The organism is Paenibacillus sinensis (assembly GCF_019904155.1).
Classification (GTDB): Bacteria; Bacillota; Bacilli; order Paenibacillales; family Paenibacillaceae; genus Paenibacillus_AQ; species Paenibacillus_AQ sinensis.
This window is the reverse complement of sequence record NZ_JAHCMB010000128.1, coordinates 107,450-123,587: the sequence shown is the minus strand read 5'-3', so window position 1 is coordinate 123,587 and position 16,138 is coordinate 107,450. Positions and strand designations below refer to the sequence as shown.

Sequence of the window (16,138 nt, the reverse complement as noted above, 5' to 3'; positions counted from 1 at the left end):
TCAGCGGCTCCGTTTAAGACTTGAAGCTATTTGGTTTCTTGGCTGTGCAACAGCAGGAACGAATAAGCTGGCATGTGGACAGCCGGCAAGTCCTCGCAGGGCTGCCCGCTAATCAGATCGATGAAGCTCTGTCCCCGGAATTCCGCAGGCAGCGGAACTTCCTTAGCTTCCGGCGAGTTGTGAATCAGGACATATAGCGTATCGCCTTCCGCCCGTTTCCGGTAGATCAATGTGCCGGTGGAATCATCAGCCGCAAGCCAGTGCCAATCGGCCGTTCTGAACGCCGGAAATTGCTTTCTCAGCGCGATCAGCTTATGCACGACTTGGTAAAGGTCTTTGTTCTGCAGCTTCGGCTCCCATGGCATACACTGCCGGTTATGATGCTCATCGCCCGAAAGTCCCAGTTCGCCGCCATAATATATGCTTGGAGACCCGGGATAGGTCAGCAGGAACACATATGCCAGCTTCACCAAATCCGCATTCTCGCCGCATAGTGAAAGAATCCGGGCTGTATCATGGCTGTCAAGCAGATTGAACAAAGTCGTCGTCACATTCTTGGGATAGCTGACAAGCAGCTCATTGACGGCGGCCGTGAAATCCGTAGCACTGTATTGCTCCTGATTCTTGTGCTGTGTTCCGAAGAACCTGATGACCGGCGAAGAGAACTCATAATTCATCACCGCATCGAACTGATCGCCCAACAGCCATGGATTGGAGTTCAGCCAATTCTCGCCCAGAATGTAAATTTCGGGATCAACTCCCTTGATCCGCTTCCGGAATTCCCGCCAGAATTCATGAGAGACTTCGTTGGATACATCGAGCCGCCAGCCGTCGATTTTATAGTGTTTCGCCCAGAACTCCGCGACGCTCAGCAAATATTCTCTCGCCCCCGGATTGCCTGTATTCCATTTAGGCATATTCTCCGTATAACCGAAGGTCAGGTAGTTCAGATGCTCTCCTAAGTACCCGCGCGATGAGAGGTCGGGCTCTACCGGCTTATTCGGGTCCAGGATGTAGAAATAATCGTAATACGGAGACTCCTGCCCCCGTTTCAGCACATCCTGCCAGAACGGATGCTCATAGCCGCAGTGATTGAACACCGCATCCAGCATAACCTTTATGCCCCTTTTGTGAGCCTCGTCGACGAGGTTACCGAACAGAGCGTTGTCTCCGAAATCCGGATCAATGCTGAAATAGTCCCGGGTATCGTATTTATGCGAGCTGGGGGATGCGAATAGAGGTGTGAAATAAATGCCCCCGCAGCCCAAATCCCGGATATAATCCAGTTTGTCGATAATGCCCTGAATATTGCCTCCGAATTTGATATCGTTGCCGTCACGCTCTACGCTTCCCCATGGAAGCGCGTCCTCTGCCGCTCTGCCGGCTCCCCTGCTAAACCGGTCGGGAAAAATCTGGTACCAGATCGTATCCTTCACCCAAGCCGGCGCTCGGTACAGATCTTCCTCAAGAAGATAGGGGTAATTGTAATAATTCGAGTGATCGGCAGGCGGTGTCCATTCCTCCGGAAGCTCGAGAAAATCATGGCATCCGGCAAAAATTTGCCGGTTCCCGTCGTCCAGCACAAATCCGTATTTGACTCTTTTCCATGAAGATCCGGTCAATTCCGCAAACCAGCAGTCGTGATAACGGGTCTCCGCCTCTTTAATCATCGGAATCCGCGCCATCGTCTCGAGCGCGAATTCGTATATCTCCGGGTTATCGACGGTTGGCCGCCAGTTAAAGGGATCGGCCGCAAGCAGCGTTACGGACTTCACATCATTCTTCTTCGTCTTGATCCGCAGATGAAGCGTATTTGCGTCGAACATGTAGGAAAGGGCACTTTTGGGTTCGTGAATGACAGCTGATAAATCCATAATTCCACTCCTTCTCTTCTGTTACTTGTTAACCGGGCTGAATTACCCGTTCACCAGATTCTCAAACACCGGCATGTGACTTAGGGACTTGTGACGAGCGCTCTTGTATACAGCCAGACAAATGAGCACTCCTTCGGGCAGGGATGCGGCCAGAACGGGACGGTGAACAGCTTCCGGAAGCTCTCATCTCTCCCAATCCGGCATATCCAAATGCTGAGCTCCTGCCTGCGGGTTTCCTGTCTGCAACCGGACTTCTGACTATCTGAAAACAGTCGGTAAAATCTTCACTTATGCGCTTAAGTGACCTTAGTGTAAATCTCGAAAATCCGGTTGTCAATCACTAAAAAAGGGTCAAAACCGCCTTGGCTGCAAGGTTTTGGCGGCGGCCCCCGAAGTGAGAAATTTCGTTAAGCTGCAAGCGGTCGATCGCCGCCTTAAGCGGCACAGCCGGTTGGAGTCTTTGCACTTCCATTCGTTAAGCTGAAGTAAAGGCACGCAGACAAGCCAAAATTTTTTTTGGAATTACATACAAAAAAGCATGTTCTCCCCCTGAATGAGAGAAGACCATACCGGATCTATAGGACATGAGAATCATCCCAAGGCTTGCGGAGTGACATACACACTCTTGGGAGGGTCCCCTGAGTTATCGAGAGACAGCAGACTGCGGAGAACATGAATCGCTATATCGGCTTTTTGCGCCTGATCGACCACGATCTTCCGGGTCTCGGGCCGGAGCAGAGTGCATTCTCCGTCACCGACAACGACGGCAAGCGGCCCGCCTGTCAGACTTTCCGTCTGCAGACCGAGCACTTCTCCGACCACCACTCCCTTCATGCCATGCTTGGAAGCAAGGAAATCCCGAAGCGAGGCGCCCTTCCGGTTAACGAAGATCCATTCCTCCGGACAATATTTGCTCGCGCATTTGTACACATAATCGCTGGAATATTCCTCTATGGCTACATACGTATTTCCCGGCACAACTTCCGCCGCAAAGACGGATTCGTAGTCAACAAGCACCTCATGAAACAACGGATCTCCCAAATACCCGTCAATAAAGATCAGCGGTATGTAAAATCGATTGACCATACCTGCCAGCGTCACCGTATCCATATCGATGATAAACGCGGCGTCCAGCGACCGGCGCTGACTGATCTGGATATCCTCAGTCAGATTTTGCGTTGAGAGCAGAACGACATCGTATCCGAGCTGGTGAAGCCGGCTTTGGAGCGCGTCAATTTGCTCGTAATATTGATAGAGCTTGCTCCTCAGATTGAATTCGCCGAGATTGACAATGACTCCGATCAGATAGCTTTTTTTGTTGGCTAGAGCTTTGGCTGTCATATCCGGAACATAGTTCAGCTTCCTGGCGGCTTCGAACACCTTCAGGCGGGTCTTGTGGCTGATCTTCTCTTTCTCCGAGTAATTGAGCACATAGGACACCGTGGCGGATGACACACGCGCTTCCCTGGCGATATCCTGCAGCGTCACTTTTTTTCCTTTCATGGCGGACCTCCGGTTGGAAACTTATTATTCATCGTAGTGGCCTCTGACGGCCATGTCAATCTTCGAATGCGGCAGCTCCGTAGCCGCCCTGGTTACATAACTTTCAGCTAGTTTTCAGCCGCTTTTCAGTTTCAATTCAGCTTGGGCTCCGATAGAGGATTCAGGGCTTGCCGCCTGGCCAATAAAGGAAGGGGATCATTAATGTCCACAACGATCTACAATACCTACAACCAAAAGAACTACTACAATTATGACAATCTCTTAAACGCCGTCAAGACGGCAGCGGCTGGCAGCACAAGTACTTCCGCTGCTAAGAGCAGTACTACAGAGGCAACGAATACGGAGTACGCCGAGATCAGTTCACTTGCGCTGCAGTATTTTGCACAGTTATCGGACGACACCGATACGGATGCGACATCCACCGGAATCTACAGCCGGCCGCAGGGCCGCCAGCTTCCCCCGCCGCTGAACCCGGATCAAATGAAATCCATTCTGGAGAGCATCCAGTCCAAATTGTCGGCCTCTACGGATGCATCCAGTGATGACACCGTGTCGGCCTTGGACTCTTCAGCAGACAGCGCGTCCCTGACGGCAGAAGACAGCACAGTCAACTCACTGTCCAAACTGCTGTCGGGTACCGATCTTGACAGCCTGTCTCAAGAGGATATTGCGTCTCTGTTCGCACAGGTGCAGTCCGTTCCGGGCTCTTTTGCCTATGCGATGCCTGATGATCAGGAAGGCAATGGTGGGCCGGGAGGGGTACCTCCCATGCTGAAGGCAATGGGAGCTGTTCCGCCGCCATTCATGTGGGGAACGAACAATGATGCAGCCGTAGATGATACGTCCGCAACCGGCGAAGTCACCCAGGAGGATAACGGTATTGCAGGCAAGCTGAGCACGGATGACATCAAGACGCTGCTCGAGTATCTCCAGCAGCAGGGCGATGCAGACTCTACCGGAAATTCGGATGAGGTTTCCGGAGATGATCAATTAACCGCTGTTCGCAGCCTGCTGTCGGGCATCGACATCTCCTCGGCTTCGGACAGCGAGCTCGGAGACTTGTTCAACCGCGTTCTACAGATTGTGTAATCGCCAAATCATACGCCTAATCTGCCAAGTGCGGCAAGCCTGGCGGCTGTGGCGGCGGACTCCAGCAGATCAAGAGCTACTCCGTTCACGAAACGTCAATAAAGCCGGCTCAAGGGGAGCCGGCTTTTTCGGTCTGTTCCGAAGCTGACGAATCTAAATCTTCTTCACAAGTTAAATCATCTTCTCAGGCCGGACCATCCGGTCGAACTCTTCCTCCGTCAGCGCATTCAGCGTAAGCGCTGCCTCTTTGAGCGTGAGTCCTTCCTTATGGGCCAGCTTGGCGATCTCAGCCGCCTTCTCGTAGCCGATGTAAGGATTGAGTGCGGTTACGAGCATGAGCGAGTTGTTCAAATTTCGGGCAATCGTCTCTTCGTTCGCCTCGATCCCCTGTGCGCAGTTCCGGTCAAATGAGAGCATGGCATCGCCAAGCAGCCGGCAGGACTGCAGGAAGCTGTGGATCAGCACCGGCTTGAATACATTGAGCTGAAAATGCCCCTGGCTCGCCGCTATCCCGATCGTCACATCGTTGCCGAACACCTGGCAGACCACCATGGTCATTGCCTCGCTCTGCGTCGGATTCACCTTGCCGGGCATGATCGAGCTGCCCGGCTCGTTCTCGGGAATCCGCAGCTCGCCGATGCCGCTGCGGGGCCCGCTCGCCAGCAGGCGCACGTCATTCGCGATCTTCATCAGATCGCCTGCAAGCGCCTTCAACGAACCATGCACATGCACCAGCTGGTCATGGCTCGTCAGCGCATGGAACTTGTTCTGCGCCGAGATGAACGGCTCCGACAGTTCCAGACCGAGTTCGGCCGCAGTCCGGTCGCCGAACTCGGGATGCGCGTTCAGCCCGGTGCCGACAGCTGTTCCGCCGACAGCCAGCTCCAGCAGGCAGCCCATGCTTACTTCGATGAAGCGGCCGCTTCTCTCCAGCATGGCGGCCCATGCGCCGATCTCCTGCCCCACCGTCAGCGGCGTCGCGTCCTGCAGATGCGTGCGCCCGATTTTGATCAGGGACGAGTACTGCTCCGCCTTCGCAGCCAGAGTCGCCTTAAGCTGCTCCAGCACTGGCAGCACATGATCCCGTACCGCCAGAAAAGCGGCGATATGCATGGCAGACGGAAAAATATCGTTGGAGCTCTGTCCCTTGTTCACATCGTCGTTCGGATGAACGGTCTCCTCCCGTCCCGCCTGCCGCAGCAGCTCGGCTGCCCGATGGGAAATCACTTCATTGACGTTCATGTTGCTCTGCGTGCCGCTGCCCGTCTGCCAGACGACAAGCGGAAAATGGTCATCCAGCCCGCCCTGCAGAATCTCGTCAGCGGCCTGAGCGATTGCCTCCGCCTTGTCCAAAGACAGCAGGCCGAGCTCTGCGTTCACCCGGGCCGCCGCCTTCTTGATCAGCGCCAGCGCGCGGATTACTTCAATCGGCATGCGCTCTCCGCCGATCCTGAAATTCTCCAGACTCCTCTGCGTTTGCGCCCCCCAGAGCTTGTTCGCGGGCACTTTCAGTTCGCCAAACGTGTCCTTCTCCATCCGATATTCCAAGCTGGTCACCCCGCCTTTTGCCGGATTTGGCCAAGATTCAGGCCTGTCTGTATTTTACAATAAGCTCAAGCCACGGGACAAACGCGCATCAGAAAAAATTGAACAATAACCGCCCCCCTCAAAAACGCCTGCCTATTCCTCCCGGCCGCACAGACCGTAGAAGAACAGATGCGTCAATTCATCGAGAAAGGCGTTCAGATCCTCCTGCTTCTGCGCTAATTCCAGCAATTCGCTGGAGCTGCGTATGTACATGTTCATATACGCCAGGACGGCGTTCACGGATACCTTGGGGGATATTTCGCCGCTCGCTTTGCCGTCTTCCACCAGCTTGATCATCAGCGGAAGCACCGTGCCCGCATAACGCTCCTGCACATAGCCGAACATCTCCTGATCATCGATCATCAGCGTCTTGATCTGCTCCGGACGGAACGCGCTGTACTGCTCCCTCTCCATCTCCATCGAGAAATGAATAAAATCCCGGACTGAACGGGGCTTGTCCATGAAACGCTCGAACCGTTCGATCGTCATGTCCAGATAGCTGCGGAAAGTCTGATCGATCAGCTTCTCCTTGCTCCCGAAGTAATTATAGATCGTCACCTGCGACACGCCGGCTTCCTTCGCGATATCCGCGACGCGCATGCGCTTCGGCTCCCATGTCTTCAGCATCTCCAGGGTGGTGTTGATGATCTTCCGCCTGATCATTTCCGCCCGCTTCTCAAACCCGTTCTTCGTTTCCATAATCCGCCTGCTCCCTGCCTGTGCGATAGTTGTTAAAATGTAATTTATGAAACAATATTATAAAATAATTTCATAAAATGATTGACGTTCGTCTTCGATAAGCATAGTATAACACATGAAATATATGCATAAAAATAGTTCACCATTTCATTCGGAGGTGGCAGTATGATTACTGTCCAGGGACTCACCAAGACTTTTTCAGGGGGAAAAGGTATCCGCGAGCTGACCTTCTCGGTTAACCGGGGCGAGGTATTCGGCTTTCTCGGACCGAACGGGGCCGGCAAATCCACGACGATGCGTCATCTGATGGGCTTCATGAAGCCCGACAGCGGGGAAGCGTCCATCTGCGGCCATGATGTGTGGAAATCGCAGGGAATCGTGCAGCGCTATATTGGCTATCTGCCGGGGGAAATCTCTTTTATCGACGGCATGACCGGGCTCTCGTTCCTTGAATTTATGGGAAGCATGCGGGGCATGAAGGACAAATCGAAGCGCGACCGGCTCATCCGGATGCTGCAGTTCGATGCGAACACGCCCATACGCAAGATGTCGAAGGGCATGAAGCAGAAGGTTGGAATCGTCGCGGCGTTCATGCATGACCCTGAGGTGATTCTTCTGGACGAGCCCACATCCGGTCTTGATCCGCTGATGCAGAAGCTCTTTATCGAACTTGTTCTGGAGGAAAAAGCGCGCGGCACGACCTTCTTTATGTCCTCCCACAGCTTTCCCGAAATCGAACGCACATGCGACCGCGCCGCCATCATCAAGGACGGTGTGCTGGTAGCGGTAAAGAATGTCCACGAGCTGCAGTCCATGCAGCGGAAGCTGTTCGACATCGTGTTCGAGAACAGGGAAGACGCTGTGGCCTTTCGCTCATCCGGCCTGCCGGCCGAGAGTGTGGACGATTTCCGGGTCCGGGTCGCTATTCAGGGCAATTACAATGATTTGATTCGGGAGACCGCGAAATACAAGATTCGCAGCCTGGATGTGTTCACGCAGAATCTGGAAGATATATTCATGAATTTCTATGACCGGGAGGATGCACAAGCATGAACGTATCCCTGTACAAGCAAATGCTCAAGGTGAACGCCAAAGGCATTATGAATTACGCGGTCGGCTCCGCTTTCTATATGCTGCTGATGATCTGGCTCTATCCCGGAATTGCGGATCATACTGGCGCGCTGAACGACCTCGTGCAGTCGATGCCGCAGGGGGTGACGAATGCCTTCAACCTGACCACCGGATTTCAGAGCGCGGAGTCGTTTATTTCGGGGGAGTACTATGGGCTGATTCTGGTCCTGATCCTGTCGATCGTCTGCGTGCAGATGTCCACCCGGCTGATGGCCGGGATGGTGGACCGCGGCTCCATGGCCTACCTGCTGTCGGCGCCGACGACCCGCTCGCAGGTGTCCGGAACCCAGGCTCTGGTGCTTGTTACCGCCCTTGCCGTCATTATGGGCGTTACGACGCTTGCGGGCTTCCTGGGCAACGCCTGGTTTCTCGGCTCAACATACGCCTTTGACGGCGGAAGATTCCTGCAGCTGAATCTGATCGCGTTCCTGCTCTTCTTCGCGGTCGGCGGACTTACCTTTCTCGTCTCCTGCCTCGCGAACGACGAGAAGAAGGCGCTCGGCATCGCCGGCCTCATCGCCTTTGGATTCTTCTCGCTCGATCTGCTCGCCAAGATCAGCACAAGCCTTGACTGGCTGAAATACGCGACGCTCTTCACGCTGTACCGGCCCGGCGAAATCGTCTCCGGGCAGTCAGACACCGCTGTGAACGCCATCGCGCTGCTGGCCGTGGGGCTTATCTCCTTCGCGCTGGGCATCGCGCTGTTCAAGCGGCGGGACCTGCCGCTGTAGGCGCGCGGGCTGTGCAGGCATGCCCGCGCCCGCCCGTAACGCGGCGGGCGCCCTTGCGGCGCGCTGCGCCATGGGGCCGTCAGGCCCCGCGCAGGAACGCGCCGATCCGGCGTGCGGCTTCCACAAGCCGCTCCTCGTCTTCGACGAGGGCGATGCGGACGAAGCCGCGGCCTTCCTCGCCAAAGGCGTCGCCGGGGATGACCGCGACGCCTTTGGCCAGCAGCAGCTCGCGCGCGAAGCCGCGCGAGTCGAGCCCGCGGGCGGCCGCCGCAGCAGGCAGCGGCGCCCACACGAACATCGCCGCCGCCGGCTTCGGCACGTTCCAGCCCTCATCGCCCAGCGCGGCGATGAACCGGTCGCGCCGGCGCTCATACAGCGCGCCGATGCCCTCGCCCGCATCGGGACCCATCGCCAGGTCCAGCGCGGATATAGCGGCTTCCTGCACCGGCTCGAACACGCCGTAGTCAATGTTGCCCTTCAGGCTGCGCAGTGCGCCCACTGCTTCGGCGTTCCCGGCGAGGAAGCCGATCCGGCAGCCCGCCATGTTGAAGCTCTTCGAGAAGGAATGGAACTCCACCGCTGTCTCACGCGCACCCGACACCTGTAAAATGCTGACCGGCCGGTAGCCGTCGAAGCCCATCTCCGAATAGGCCAGATCGTGGACCACAAGCAGATTCCATCTCCGGGCGAGCGCAATCAGTCTTTCGAAGAAGGCAAGATCCGCCTTGACCGACACCGGATTCCCCGGGAAGTTCAGCAGGATGAATGAAGCCCGCTCCAGCACCTCTGCCGGAATGGCGTCCAGATCCGGCAGGAAGCCGTTCTCCGCCTTGAGGGGCAGCGGCCATTTCTCCACGCCCGCTACCGCCAGCGCACCCGAGTAGATCGGATAGCCGGGATCGGGCACAATCGCGAGATCTCCCGGATTGCATACAGCCAGCGCCAGATGAGACAGCCCGTCCTGCGAGCCCATCAGCGACAGCAGCTCGGTCTCGGGATCAACCTCTACGCCGAACCGAAAATTCATCCATTCCGCCGCTTTCCGGCGGAAGGCAAGTCCTCCCTCGGACGACGGATAGGCATAGCTGTCCTCTCTGAGAACGGCTTCGCTGAGAACACGGCGAATCTCGGGAGCCGGTCCGCGGTCGGGACTGCCGATGCCCAGATCGATAACATCGGCGCCCGATGCGGCCGCTTCGGCCTTCCATGCCGCGACATCCTGAAAGATGGAGGAGCCGAGACGGGACAGAAGCTGTGCCCGCCATTTATATTGGGAATTTCGTATGGACAATGAAATACACCCGCCTGTTCATCTTATTTCTAAGTCGGCGCAAGGCCTCTCGGAGATGCGGCGGCGCTGTGCCGTAATGCATCAACCTAATTAGTATAGCATTGTCCGCCCCATTCAGGCAGCGCTTTGTCCCGAAATCTTCCGACCTGTCTGTACACCCGCATAAAACAAAAACCGGCCGGGACATAGCTCCCCGGGCCGGTTAACCACAATATCAAGCACTACCAAACAGTGCCGCACATTCTCTGCCTTACAGCGTTATTTCGCTCTTGATCGGCTCAAGAGCCTGCGAATTGCCATAGACGGGACTTACGCGCTCCGCCGGACGGCACCATTTCACACCATTGGCGATTACCCGCTGAATGTCTGGATGATAATAAGTCGGATACGTCTCATGGCCCGGCTGGAAGTAAAAAATCTTCCCCTTCCCCCTGCGGTATGTGGAACCGCTCGGGAAGACATTGCCTCCCTCGAACCAGCCGACGAAGATCAATTCATCCGGCGCCGGCACGTCAAAATGCGCCCCGTACATCTCTTCATGCGCAAGCTCGATATATTCGCCGATGCCTTCCGCAATTTCATGGCTCGGGTTCATCACCCACAAGCGTTCCTTCTCCCCGGCTTCACGCCACTTCAAATCGCAGCTTGTGCCCATCAGCTTGATGAATATTTTGGACATATGGCCCGAATGCAGCACTACAAGCCCCATGCCTTCCAGAACGCGCTGATGGATGCGCTCCACAACCTCGTCGCTGACTTCCTTATGGGCGACATGGCCCCACCATACCAGCACATCCGTGCGGTTCAGCACTTCTTCGCTCAGGCCGTGCTCCGGCTCATCCAGCGTGGCTGTCCCGGCTTCCATCCCCGCTTCCTGCAGAAAGCCGGCGATCACCCGGTGGATACCCTCCGGATAGACGGCGCGGACGGCTTCGCTATCGCGTTCGTGGCGGAATTCGTTCCATACGGTTACTCTCAACATGACTGCTCTCCCCTGTTCCCAAGTGAATGGATTAACAATCCTTATCATACATCGTGGAGAAGGCGCTTTCCTCCAGGATTCCTGCCGAATTATTCCCGGATATTGTCCATTCGGTACTTCATCGGTGATATACCAGCTGACTCTTTGAATAAATGATGAAAGGTTTTGACGCTCCCAAAACCGGCGGCCTCCGCAATTTCCGCCATCGGAGCGTCTCCGCTGAGCAGCATCCATTTCGCTTTGCTCAGCCTGTACTCGTTAAGAAAAGCAATGAAGGTCATCCCTGTGCTGCGTTTGAACAGCTTGGTGAAATAATAGGGACTGAAGCCCATATGCCCCGCGACCTCTCCCAGCGTCACTGGCTCGCGGTAATGCTGCTCGACATAAGCGAAAATGCGCTGCAGCTTCTCCAGTGTCTCCCTGGACTTGGTGGACGATTGCACCGACAATTTGGACTGCCGCTGCGCTCCGCTTCTCGGCACCTCGCGGATAATCAGCGCCAGCATTTCCAGAAGCCTCGCCTTGATTATGTAGACATAGCCCTCGCTCCCGCCAGTATTCTCAAGGTGAATATCGAGAATGAGCCTTCGCATCCGGTCCATCAGCCCCGCCGGCCAGTTCCGGCCGGCATGCTCCATCCCTGAGAACATCTCTCTCAAGGAGTACCCGCCGGCTGCCGGCATTGAGAGCTCCTGGAACAGGCTCAGATCGAACTGGATAATGATCCGTTCGCTTCCTGGCGACACCAGCACATAGTGAACATCGCCGCCCGCCACGAAATGAATATCGCCCTCCTGCATCCGTATGGGCATGTCGTTCACGCCAAGGTCAACTGTCCCCCTGCTGACATAAATGATTTCAATCTCCTTATGCCAGTGGGGATAACAGAGCCGGTCCCCGTCGTTCACGAAGCTGCGGAACGGAAAATGCCGGTCCAGCTTCGGGATTTCCAAATACAGTTTCATGCCTTCGTCACCTTATTCTGAATTCGTCTGATATTGATGATAAGGCAGTACAGAGGCAAAGAGAATATTTTTTTACGGTTATTGCGAAAAAAGAAATCTTACCCCTATGCCTGGGACCCGGACTTGGCCTTGGACCGCTTTGAACGTATGCCGGAGACGGCAAGGAGAATGAGCGGAATCAGAATTCCGTTCATGATATCCCAATAGGTATAATCCAAATTGATAGTGAACATGTAATACGTGATGTTCGGTGAAATCATATATGCCAGCCCGAACAGCAGGAACGCCCCGGGAATAACAAGCGGCTTCTCGTCCTGAAGCCTGCACAGCCGGGCGAGTCCGTTCATGAAGGAGAACTGGTATACCGTGCACTTGAAGAAGACGCCGAACATCCAGTTAATAGCCAGAATGACCTCCACCCGCTCCAGAAAATGACCGATGTTGACGGTTTGCGCAAGGATGTAGGATGGATACAATTCATTGCCGGTATAGTATGGGCCAAGCACAAGCAGACACCACAGAACGACCAGGAGCAGCATGGAACCGCCGATCAGACCCGCAATCAGCAAATCCCGGCGCGTATTCCGGCCCTGGCGGATGAACGGGAACATCATCATCAGAAAGCTGCTTTCGCAAAACGGAAAACCGATGGAGTACATAGTGCCTTCCGCAATATGCATCGGCCCTTTTCCCATCAGAGGGAGAATATGCCCGGTATCGATATCCTTGGTCGTCAGTAGAAGCATAAGGAGAAGCCCCGCCATAAAAGTATAGAAAAATATCTCCGCCGATCTCGCAATCGGCTCGATCCCCTTCATGACCGCAAAGGACACGCTTACCGTTCCTGTAAACATAATGAAACGCATCGGGGTATCCGTCAAAACTTGCGTATTGATAAAATCGACCGCCTCCCGCAGGATTATAGCGGCCCCCATCATGAAATACACAAGATACCAGGCCGCCACGAGGCTGCCAGCCCATTTGCCGAGAACCGTCCGGGAGATTTCCATCAAGGAGCTCCCGGGGTATTTGTGGCACAGCGTATACATCAGCCATATCGTCAATATGCCGACCGGCATGCCGGACAGTACGGAAATCCAGCCCGAGGCTCCCGCCGAAGAGGCAACGACCGTGGGGAGGAGGAACAAATTGTCTCCGACAATGACGTAGATGAGCAGCAGCGCGATCTGGCGTGTTCCTATGGTCTGAGCGGCAGCGCTGTTCACGGCGTTCATTCACATCCTTTCAAGCTGGGGGAAACAGGGAAATCATGAGCAGATGCAGCGGTTTAAACAGAACGAATATCAATTGGAGCGGACTTGGCAGCACCTTGCCGCTGGCCGCGATTCCGGCACATGCGGTAGCAGCTAGCGACAGTATGCCGCATACGACGGCATCCTTGAACAGGCGCTTTCGGAGGAGGAGATTCAGTTCTCGCACCCCCGCAGCGACCGCCAGAAGAACAGCTACAATCGTCAGCATGTCTCTATTCCTCCTCCATGAACTGCTTGACGGAATGTCCCGACGTTCCGATCCGGTTGATATGAACCTTCACGTGACAATGCACCTCAAGACCCTCCAGCCTTCCGTTCCAGCCGTTCTTCAGTGTTTTCCAGAGACGGGGCTTATGCCGGGCGATTTCCTCACCGAATCCGAGAAAGTCCGAATGCAGCCTATGCTTCTCCGCTTCGATTGCGGCATTCATGAGCTGGATGATCTTCTCTTCCGATTCCCGCTCGATCTTATGCAGTATTTCCATTTCGGTCACATCCGCAGAGCTGGAGTTGTCGTCCACGTTCTCGGCATTTTTCACATGAATATCGATGACAGGCTTGCCGTTTTTCTCGCTCACCGAGATGCGGGTACTGCTGTTTGTCGTTTCCAGCAGCGTTTTGCCGCCGTCCACTTTAATATGGCCTACCGAGTTCTGAATCTGATCCGTAATGTAGTTGTACCCTTTGGATTCGTCCTCCCCCAGCCAGCCCACAAGCTTGTCTTTGCGAAAGACAGCCAGATTGTGATAGGACAGTCTTGCAGGGGGCAGCACCTTCGATATATTTTTGACGTCTTCCCCCAATTTTTCGTCGCCCTCCAGCATCAAACCGGTCAGCACAGCCTCTCTCCCTGATTGTATGACCCGGTTGATCAGCTCCCGCATATCGACGGTCGAGGTTGGGGAGTAGTAGCCCGTGGATTGATTTAGTGAATTGTACAGCTTGTTGGCGGGAATCCGTTCAAGCGAAGTCGTGATCTTCAGCGCCTCTTGCGCTTCCATACCTTTGGCAACCATCACAAAAAAATTCCCCCTTACCCGAGGTTCCCGGTTAAAGAAATCAAGCACATCTCCGACTCCCTCTCTCGCAAGCTGTTCCCCGAAGACCAGAATTCTTAAATGCGCCAAATAGACTCGGCGGGGACTGCCGATCGTCATCTTTCGAAGCGCCTCGAAGACAGTAGGCGCGCTCTCCTGATACAGCGTTACCGGCGACGCCCCGCTGCTGCTGGCTTTCGCGGTAATCTCGGCCGGAACCACCACCTGGGCCGACAGCGTGTACTGGTCCCCCGACTTGTCAATTCCAAGCGCAAGGGTTAGCGCAAGCTCGTTCAGTTCGCGCCGGTCCCAACAGCCGGACAGCGGGAGGCATAGCAGCAGCGGGCACAGCAGGCCGAGCAGCAATCTCCTCAGACGTCCCCCGATCATGAGTTGCGCCCCTTGGCAGCCTGTCGGTTACGTTTTCCGTGTCTGGCAGTGGAGGGCCGCTTGCGCATCAAAGGCCAGGGAGCCCGCAAAATGGTATCCTTCCATTCTCCCTCCGGCGAAGGAGAAAGCGGAGACATGTACGAGACGCCCATCGAGCGCAGACTTGTGAGATGCAGCATCAGCAGCACTATAGCTGTGAAAATCCCCACCAGTCCGAAGGCTCCGGCCATCAGCATCATGCCGAATCGAACGATCCGGACGGCTATGGACATGCTGACCGAGGGGATAACGAAGGAGGAGATTGCCGTTATGGACACAATGATAACCATGGCGGCGGATACGATGCCCGCGTCGACCGCAGCCTGTCCAATGACCAGCGTCCCTACAATAGATACCGCCTGGCCGACGGTACGGGGCATCCGGATTCCCGCTTCACGCAGCACTTCATAGATCATTTCCATCAGAAGCGCTTCGACAAAAGCCGGGAAGGGCACGCTTTCTCTCTGCGCCGCAAGCGATATCAGCATCGGCGTTGGCAGCATCTCCTGGTGAAAGGTGGTGAATGAAATGTACAATGCGGGAATCAGCATGGAAATAAACAGCGAGGCTATTCGGACGATCCGGATCAGTGTACTGATATCCGAACGCTGGTAATAATCCTCAGCCGATTGGAAGAATTGCACGAAGAGCGCGGGAACGATCAGCACGAAGGGCGTGCCGTCCACCAGGATCACGACTCTACCCTCCAGCAGAGCCGCCGAGGCGGCATCGGGACGGTCTGTATTAAACACGGTGGGAAAGGGGGTAAAAGACGTTTCCTGTATAAATTCTTCGACATATCCACTCTCCAGCACTCCGTCGATGTTGATTGCGTTCAGACGTTTGCGCAGTTCGTCCAACACCTCCGGCCTTACAAGGTTGTTCATATACATCACGGTCACCAGCGTCTGCGTCTCGGTTCCGAGATGATAGAACTCGGTCCATAGATCGGTATTCCTGATTCGCTTCCGAACCAGGGAGAGATTGGTTCTGATGTTCTCCGTGAAGCCCTCCATCGGACCTCTGACCACCGCCTGCGACGTAGGTTCCGTTATCGCCCGTTCTTCCCCTCCGCCCGTCTCCATGGCAATGGCCCGGCGCTCTCCTTCCACCAGGAGAATGCTTCGTCCTCCCATCAGACAGGCGAACAGTCCCTTCGAATCTTCAAGGAGCTGGCAGTTCGCCGCAACCAGCACTTCCTCGGACAGATACGTAATCCAATCCCAGGCGGGGCAATCCGGGCTATCCTTCTCTTCTCTCTGAAATCCGTTCCGGACGGGCGCAAGAAGCACGGAGAGAATCATCTGAAGCAATTGGGTATCAATCATGCCTTGCAGATATACCACGGCAGCACGCTGGCTGCCCAATATCGTCAGCGTCTTCACCGTCAGGTCGGCGCTGTTCCCCAGGGAACTGCGAATCATGGATATCTTGGCTTCGAGTCCGGCCTCAAGCCGGTCCCCGGGTTGTGGACGATCTCCGTTCACGGTCGCTCACCTCAATTAATGCGAACATAATGGATTCCGTTAATATGCTCCACTTCTGG

13 protein-coding genes and 1 pseudogene are annotated in these 16,138 nt (G+C 55.2%); 3 read left to right on the top strand and 11 right to left on the bottom strand.

Annotated elements, in window-relative coordinates:
* Positions 1-26: 26 nt before the first annotated feature.
* Together KIH86_RS14605 and KIH86_RS14600 are read right to left on the bottom strand one after the other, a co-directional pair.
* Positions 27-1,874, bottom strand: coding sequence for a glycoside hydrolase family 13 protein (locus KIH86_RS14605; RefSeq protein ID WP_223085317.1), 1,848 nt, complete (start codon positions 1,872-1,874; stop codon positions 27-29).
* Between the two features lie 591 nt (positions 1,875-2,465).
* Positions 2,466-3,377 (bottom strand): LacI family DNA-binding transcriptional regulator, encoded by a 912-nt coding sequence (locus KIH86_RS14600; RefSeq protein ID WP_223085318.1) that lies wholly within the window; start codon positions 3,375-3,377, stop codon positions 2,466-2,468.
* A 201-nt stretch (positions 3,378-3,578) separates the two neighbouring features.
* Here KIH86_RS14600 and KIH86_RS14595 point away from each other — a divergent pair, with 201 nt between their 5' ends.
* On the top strand, positions 3,579-4,466 hold the full coding sequence (locus tag KIH86_RS14595; protein ID WP_223085319.1) for a hypothetical protein: 888 nt from the start codon (positions 3,579-3,581) through the stop codon (positions 4,464-4,466).
* A gap of 171 nt (positions 4,467-4,637) precedes the next feature.
* Here KIH86_RS14595 and fumC read toward each other — a convergent pair whose 3' ends face one another.
* Entirely contained in the window at positions 4,638-6,014 is a 1,377-nt protein-coding gene (gene fumC / locus KIH86_RS14590) for a class II fumarate hydratase (RefSeq protein WP_223085321.1), read from the bottom strand.
* 132 nt (positions 6,015-6,146) lie between these two features.
* On the bottom strand, positions 6,147-6,752 hold the full coding sequence (locus KIH86_RS14585; RefSeq protein ID WP_223085323.1) for a TetR/AcrR family transcriptional regulator: 606 nt from the start codon (positions 6,750-6,752) through the stop codon (positions 6,147-6,149).
* A gap of 165 nt (positions 6,753-6,917) precedes the next feature.
* Here KIH86_RS14585 and KIH86_RS14580 point away from each other — a divergent pair, with 165 nt between their 5' ends.
* Entirely contained in the window at positions 6,918-7,805 is an 888-nt protein-coding gene (locus KIH86_RS14580; protein WP_223085324.1) for an ABC transporter ATP-binding protein, read from the top strand.
* Entirely contained in the window at positions 7,802-8,614 is an 813-nt protein-coding gene (locus tag KIH86_RS14575) for an ABC transporter permease subunit (protein WP_223085325.1), read from the top strand. Before KIH86_RS14580 ends, KIH86_RS14575 begins: the two co-directional genes overlap by 4 nt.
* 79 nt (positions 8,615-8,693) lie before the next feature.
* Here the strand turns inward: KIH86_RS14575 and KIH86_RS14570 are convergent, their stop codons facing one another.
* The 7 genes and pseudogenes from KIH86_RS14570 to KIH86_RS14540 all read right to left on the bottom strand — a co-directional run bounded on the left by KIH86_RS14570 (position 8,694) and on the right by KIH86_RS14540 (position 16,079).
* Positions 8,694-9,905 carry an aminotransferase class I/II-fold pyridoxal phosphate-dependent enzyme gene (locus KIH86_RS14570; protein ID WP_235775423.1) on the bottom strand — a complete coding sequence of 404 codons (1,212 nt, stop codon included), beginning with the start codon at positions 9,903-9,905 and terminating at the stop codon, positions 8,694-8,696.
* Between the two features lie 250 nt (positions 9,906-10,155).
* A complete protein-coding gene (locus KIH86_RS14565; protein WP_223085327.1) occupies positions 10,156-10,887 on the bottom strand; it encodes a ThuA domain-containing protein in 732 nt (243 codons plus the stop codon).
* A gap of 31 nt (positions 10,888-10,918) precedes the next feature.
* Positions 10,919-11,852 (bottom strand): annotated as a pseudogene (locus tag KIH86_RS14560) (helix-turn-helix domain-containing protein).
* 104 nt (positions 11,853-11,956) lie between these two features.
* A complete protein-coding gene (locus KIH86_RS14555) occupies positions 11,957-13,087 on the bottom strand; it encodes a GerAB/ArcD/ProY family transporter (RefSeq protein WP_223085331.1) in 1,131 nt (376 codons plus the stop codon).
* A gap of 10 nt (positions 13,088-13,097) precedes the next feature.
* Positions 13,098-13,334 carry a hypothetical protein gene (locus KIH86_RS14550; protein ID WP_223085337.1) on the bottom strand — a complete coding sequence of 79 codons (237 nt, stop codon included), beginning with the start codon at positions 13,332-13,334 and terminating at the stop codon, positions 13,098-13,100.
* A gap of 4 nt (positions 13,335-13,338) precedes the next feature.
* A complete protein-coding gene (locus tag KIH86_RS14545; protein ID WP_223085344.1) occupies positions 13,339-14,553 on the bottom strand; it encodes a Ger(x)C family spore germination protein in 1,215 nt (404 codons plus the stop codon).
* Positions 14,550-16,079 (bottom strand): spore germination protein, encoded by a 1,530-nt coding sequence (locus tag KIH86_RS14540; RefSeq protein ID WP_223085346.1) that lies wholly within the window; start codon positions 16,077-16,079, stop codon positions 14,550-14,552. Before KIH86_RS14540 ends, KIH86_RS14545 begins: the two co-directional genes overlap by 4 nt.
* Between the last annotated feature and the right edge of the window lie 59 nt (positions 16,080-16,138).